Raw genomic sequence first — 6,500 nt, forward strand, 5'->3', positions numbered from 1 at the left:
CCAAGATGTCGCAAAGAAAAGGCTTGGAATCATCGATGAAGCGAGATAGGTTGCGACTACGCACTGGGCAAGGGTCATATAAAAACAGATTCGCTCTGATATGACCGACGCGAAGCTTTCTCTCAAAGAAGAGTTGCTGGGGTTTAAGACTGCTCTGTGCAGGTACCTGTCAATTTGACGTTTAGCGGCGACAGGACCACCGGGGAGCGTGGTATGTTCGCCGACGAGATTTCGCCCGGGCTGCCATTGCAGCCGGGTGGTGCAGATACACGATCATCAAGACCAGAGACTTCAGGTGAGTGAGAACATGAGGCCAGGACAGCAAAACAAGCGCGGCCGCGGGCGTAACAACAACAATAACAACAACAATAACAACAACAACAACTTCCGCAAAGGCGGCAATCCGCTGACCCGGACCTATGACAGCTCCGGACCGGACGTGAAGGTCAGGGGCACGGCGCAGACGATTGCGGAGAAATACGCGGCACTTGCGCGTGACGCGCAGAGCTCCGGCGACCGTGTCATGGCGGAGAACTATCTCCAGCACGCCGAGCACTACAATCGCATCATTCTTTCCGCGCAGCAGCAGATGCAGGAGCGCCACCAGCGCGAGGATCGCAACGACTTCAACGACCGCGACGGTTTCGACCGAGACCAAGACGATGGTGATTTCGTCGCCGCGGACGAAGCGCCGGTTGTTGCCGCGCCGACGCCGGTCGCCACGCCTGTGGCGGAACCCGTCAACGACGGAACCGGCCCGCAGCCGATCATCGAGGGAACTCCGGCAGAGGTTTCGCTGGAGGAAGAAGCGACCCGTCAGCCGTCGCGTCGTCGCAACGCACCTCGCCAGCGCCGTCCGCGCCGCGGCGAAGGCCAGCAGGGTGGGGAAGATGCGCAGGCAGCTCCCGCTGAAGGCGGCGAAGCGCCCGCACCTGTACTCGAGGCAGCAGCTTCGGAGTAAGTTGAGCCTGCCTGTTGCGAAAGCATTTGCTAGCAACTGGAGCGCCTCGAAACGACATTGGACCGTCCGCAACATGCTGTTGCGGACGGTTTTTTGTTGCCTCTCACCCTGAGGCCCAGCTCCCTCCGTGGTTTTGGAAATTTGCGAACCGGCCGGATCCAACCTTGATCGCCGGGCGGAGGACGCGGTTGTTTATTCGCCGGGGCGGTCACAAACTTAATGGTTGCGCCTCCCTTTAATTCCGCCTTCGCGTCCCCATATTCGAGTTCGTAATGACGGGTTCGCCTTGATGGGAACCTGATCCTGAATCGCCGATCGGCGCCGCAAAAAGGGCCGGTCGAGTCATGGAGGTAGTCTATGAATATCGAGAAGTACTCCGAGCGCGTCCGCGGCTTTTTGCAGTCCGCGCAGACCAAGGCGCTCGCCGACGGCAATCCCCAGTTCACCCCCGAACATGTTCTGAAGGTTCTGCTCGACGACGATCAGGGCATGGCGTCGTCCTTGATTGAGCGGGCCGGCGGTAATGCCAAGGAAGCGCGTCGCGCCAATGAGGCTGCCCTCGACAAGCTGCCGAAGGTGTCGGGTGGCAACGGTTCGTTGTCGCTCTCGCAGCCGCTTGCGCGCGTCTTTGCTGCTGCCGAGGAAGCTGCGAAGAAGGCTGGCGACAGCTTTGTTACTGTCGAACGCCTGCTTCTGGCGCTTGCGATCGAAAAATCATCCCCGACTTCGGAGATTCTCGCCAAGGCTGGCGTCACCCCGCAGAAGCTGAACCAGGTCATAAATGACCTGCGCAAGGGTCGTACGGCCGATACGGCAAATGCGGAGCAGGGCTTCGATGCGCTGAAGAAATATGCACGCGACCTGACGGCCGAAGCGCGCGAGGGCAAACTCGATCCGGTGATCGGCCGCGACGACGAAATCCGCCGCACGATCCAGGTCCTCTCCCGCCGCACCAAGAACAACCCTGTTCTGATCGGCGAGCCCGGCGTCGGCAAGACTGCAATTGCCGAGGGCCTGGCGCTTCGTATCGTCAATGGCGACGTGCCCGAGAGCCTCAAGGACAAGCGGTTGATGGCGCTGGACATGGGCGCGCTCATTGCCGGCGCGAAGTATCGCGGCGAGTTCGAGGAGCGGCTGAAGGCCGTGCTCAACGAGGTGCAGGCGGAGAACGGCGAGATCATCCTGTTCATCGACGAGATGCACACACTGGTCGGCGCCGGCAAGGCGGATGGCGCGATGGACGCCTCGAACCTGCTGAAGCCCGCGCTTGCTCGTGGCGAACTGCATTGCGTCGGCGCGACCACGCTCGACGAGTATCGCAAGCACGTGGAGAAGGACGCAGCACTTGCCCGCCGCTTCCAGCCTGTCTTCGTCGAGGAGCCCACGGTCGAGGATACGATCTCGATCCTGCGTGGCCTGAAGGAAAAGTACGAGCAGCACCACAAGGTTCGGATCTCCGATTCGGCGCTGGTCGCGGCCGCAACGCTCTCCAACCGCTACATCACCGACCGTTTCCTGCCGGATAAGGCGATCGACCTGATGGACGAGGCCGCTTCGCGCCTTCGCATGCAGGTGGATTCCAAGCCCGAGGAACTGGACGAGCTCGACCGCCGCATCATCCAGATGAAAATCGAGCGTGAGGCGCTGAAGAAGGAAACCGACCGCGCCTCTCAGGACCGGTTGGAGAAGCTCGAACTCGACATGGCCGCGCTCGAAGAAGAAGCAGCCGCATTGACGGCCCGTTGGCAGGCGGAAAAGAGCAAGCTCGGACATGCGGCGGACCTGAAAAAGAAACTCGACGAGGCACGCAACGAACTGGCAATCGTCCAGCGCAAGGGTGAATTCCAGCGCGCCGGCGAACTGGCCTATGGCGTCATCCCGCAGCTTGAAAAAGAGCTCGAGGAAGCCGAAGGCCAGGACAAGGGCGACAGCAGCTCGATGGTGCAGGAGGTGGTTACCCCCGATAACATCGCGCAGATCGTCTCACGCTGGACCGGGATCCCGGTCGACAAGATGCTGGAAGGCGAGCGCGAAAAGCTGCTTCGCATGGAGGACGAACTTGCCAAGTGGGTCGTCGGCCAAGGTGACGCGGTCCAGGCGGTTTCGCGTGCGGTTCGCCGCGCCCGTGCCGGCCTGCAGGATCCGAACCGGCCGATTGGCTCATTCATATTCCTCGGTCCTACCGGCGTCGGCAAGACGGAGCTGACCAAGGCCTTGGCCCGGTTCCTGTTCGACGACGATACGGCCATCGTGCGCATGGACATGTCGGAATACATGGAGAAGCACTCCGTTGCCCGGCTGATCGGCGCACCTCCCGGCTACGTCGGCTACGAGGAGGGCGGTGCCCTGACGGAGGCCGTCCGCCGGCGTCCCTATCAGGTCGTTCTGTTCGACGAGATCGAAAAGGCACACCCGGATGTCTTCAACGTGCTCCTGCAGGTGCTCGACGACGGACGCCTGACCGACGGTCAGGGCCGCACGGTCGACTTCCGCAATACGCTGATCATCATGACCTCGAACCTGGGTGCGGAGTACCTGACGCAGCTCGGCGAGAACGATGATAGCGAGAAGGTCCGCGACGAGGTGATGGACGTCGTGAAGGCGCATTTTCGGCCGGAATTCCTGAACCGTGTCGACGAGATCATCCTGTTCCACCGGCTGCGGCGGACCGAAATGGGCGCGATCGTCGAAATCCAGCTCAAGCGTGTCCGGCATCTACTTGCGGATCGCAAGATCACGCTGGAACTGGATGAGGATGCGACTCACTGGCTGGCCGACAAGGGCTATGATCCGGTCTATGGAGCGCGGCCGCTGAAGCGGGCGATCCAGAAATATCTTCAGGATCCGCTTGCCGAGAAGATCTTGTCGGATGAGGTGCCGGATGGTTCGACCGTAAAAGTAACTGCCGGCTCGGATCGGTTGCTGTTCCACACCAAGGCCAGTACGAGCAAGGCGGCGTAATCTAGGCTTGATGGAAACAACGAGCGGCGCGCGGATCGTAAGGTCCCCGCGCTGCTTTCGTATGGACGCAGCGTCCCAAGCAGGCTGCGAACTGCATTGCCGGGGAATGCCCACGGCTAATCGGTCAGATTTGTCGTAAATCGAACCGGCTGTATAAATCGATCTCGATTTAAAGGAATCTGCAGCACCTGCGCAGCGCTTGCGGCCGGCTATTCCTTCGCGGCGACTTCGGGGCCACCGTCCTTGCGGCCAAGAAGGTCGTCGATTCGTTTCCGCTCGACCTGGAACTGCGTGAGCGCCTTGCCTTCAAGCGACTTTCCGCCGGGCAGTCTGATCTTCAGCGGGTCCACCTTACTACCGTTCACGATCAACTCGTAATGCAGGTGCGCCCCCGTAGAGAGCCCAGTAGACCCGACATACCCGATGACTTGTCCCTGCTTGACCTTGCCGCCGACCTTGACACCCTTCGCGATGGCGCTCTGGTGGTTATAGGACGAAACATAGCCGTTGGCGTGCCGGATCAGTGTCTGGTTGCCGTAGCCCGATGCCCAACCGGCCTTTTCGACGGTGCCGTTGCCGGCGGCGATGATCGGCGTGCCGCGCGGCGCGGACCAGTCCGTCCCGGTGTGCATGCGCGAGAAGCCGAGAACGGGGTGGCGCCGCATGCCGTAGCCGGACGAGAAGCGGCCGTTCGGCACGGGATTGCGCAACAGGAACTGGCGGATGCTCTTGCCGTCCTGGTCGTAGTAGTCGACAGCGCCGTCGTCCGAATCCTGGAAGCGGTAGACGCGTGTGTCCGTGTCGCCGAAATGAGCGTTGATGTAGAGGATTTCGGAGTCTGCCGAAGCGACGCCGGTGTCGTCGGCGACGGAGAAAAAGGCTTCAAGCGTATCGTTTGGTCGAAGCTGCGCCTGGAAGTCGACATTGCTGGCAAGGACGCGGACCAATTGCGCCGTCATATCCGTACCCATGCCGTAGGACAGCGCAGCGCGATAGATGCCGTCATAAACGCGCGGCAGGTCGCGGCCGGAAATCATCGCCGGGCGGTTGTCGCCGTCGAAAGCCGTGGCAACCGCGGCAAGCGGCGGCGGCTCCGTGCCGGGAACAAAGCGTCCCTTATCGTCGAGCGCCACGGTCGTTACGTGCCGGCCACTGGAATAGACCGAGGCGCGGACGATGTCTGCCTGCTTGCCCTCCTGCATCACGCAGACGCGCAGTACGTCCCCTTGTGCAAGCTCTGTGCTTCCAAGCACGCCTTGCAAGTAACCGGAAAGATCCTCGGCCTGGGCCTTGGTATAACCGGCCCCGGTCATGATGCCGACGATGTCTTCACGCCGGCGCACGGGAATGACGTCGTCCGCGTATTCAGGGTCGTCCGGCGTCAGCGCGTCGAAATCGGAGACGCTCATATTCTCCTCGACAATGCGCGCTGTCAGGCCTTGCAGCATGTCCAGGTCACCGGCATCGGAGGCAAAACGCTGCGGGTCGACATAATAGAGGGAAGCAACCTGCGTGCTACCGTCGGTGAGCGCAGAGCCATTGGTGCGCACGTTTTCTTCGACCTCGTCCACCGACATCTGGTCGGCATAGGCGAGCGCTGACCCACCAGTCGGGAAGTCGCCATTCTTCAGAGCCACTTCGGATTCGACATCGGAGCCATAGATCGTTCCGGTGCGTGCGACCGACTGCTGCTCGTCCTTGTCGCCGTCGGAGAAGATCGCCAGCGGGTCGAAACGGGGATAGTCCTCGCCGGTCGAGTGATTGGCGGCAAGCGCCATGGTGACGTGAGCGAAGGGCTTGCGGCGAACCACTTCCTTCTCGCCGTCATGGATCATGGTCGAAACTTCCATGATCTTCTTGTCGGCGGGCTTGGCAACGATATTCGGCTCGAGAATCCGCTGGCCGCGCTTGACGGCGTTTGCCGCCTGCGGCGGATGATCATGTGGCTCCAACGCGGCAAAGGCTTCTGCCGGGATCGCCAGTTGCTGGCGACCATCGAGGGCCGCAAAAAGCGCAACCCCCATCAGGATGGAAGAGGTGATGCCGGTGAGGAACGTGCCGGAAAGCCAGCGCAACGAGATCTCGCGGCGGTCCGGGGCGCGTCGGCCATCCGCCAGGATTGGCGGCTCATTGCCGAGCGTTCGGATCATGTTCCTGTCGGTCGTCGTCATGCCGATCGCGTTGGTCCCGTGTCGTTGCGCGCCGTTCCAGCGGCCCGAAGATGTACATGTTAACAGGCGCAAGTCAAATCAGCACCACGTCGCGTTTACGTGGGAATCGCATGTAACGTGCGCGTTGATCGGTGATGACGTTGCCATTGTGAAAATATGAGGGCGGACCGGCGAAAATGCCCTTCATGCATGTGGATAAAGAAATCGCGGCGCGGAAAGCGCTGGAAAACCGGCGCTTGCTCGGCGGCCGACCAGATTTTTCAAAAAACTGTCATTTTGGCTGTTGACTTGGTTTGGTGTTGGGCCTAGAAACCGCCTCACCAACGAGGGCGGCGGCGCTGCTAGCGACTGACGAACTCGCTCTGAAGTTTCCGAATGGATGCGGATTGAGTGAAGCTGGTTTTGAC

The 6,500-nt window shown here is 61.1% G+C and carries 4 protein-coding genes; 2 read left to right on the forward strand and 2 right to left on the reverse strand.

Going from position 1 to position 6,500, the window contains the following annotated elements:
* The first annotated feature begins 307 nt into the window (after nt 1-307).
* Nucleotides 308-961: a DUF4167 domain-containing protein gene (locus IB238_RS20310; RefSeq protein ID WP_192251367.1), complete on the forward strand. Its 654-nt coding sequence runs from the start codon at nt 308-310 to the stop codon at nt 959-961.
* 357 nt (nt 962-1,318) lie between these two features.
* Nucleotides 1,319-3,922, forward strand: coding sequence for an ATP-dependent chaperone ClpB (gene clpB / locus IB238_RS20315; RefSeq protein ID WP_192251247.1), 2,604 nt, complete (start codon nt 1,319-1,321; stop codon nt 3,920-3,922).
* Nucleotides 3,923-4,131: 209 nt separating this feature from the next.
* Here clpB and IB238_RS20320 read toward each other — a convergent pair whose 3' ends face one another.
* Together IB238_RS20320 and IB238_RS24365 are read right to left on the reverse strand one after the other, a co-directional pair.
* Nucleotides 4,132-6,072, reverse strand: coding sequence for a M23 family metallopeptidase (locus IB238_RS20320; protein WP_192251370.1), 1,941 nt, complete (start codon nt 6,070-6,072; stop codon nt 4,132-4,134).
* Nucleotides 6,073-6,276: 204 nt separating this feature from the next.
* A partial coding sequence (locus IB238_RS24365; protein ID WP_210333638.1) for a hypothetical protein occupies nt 6,277-6,500 on the reverse strand: 224 nt, incomplete at its 5' end.

Source organism: Rhizobium sp. ARZ01 (assembly GCF_014851675.1).
GTDB lineage: Bacteria > Pseudomonadota > Alphaproteobacteria > Rhizobiales > Rhizobiaceae > Mycoplana.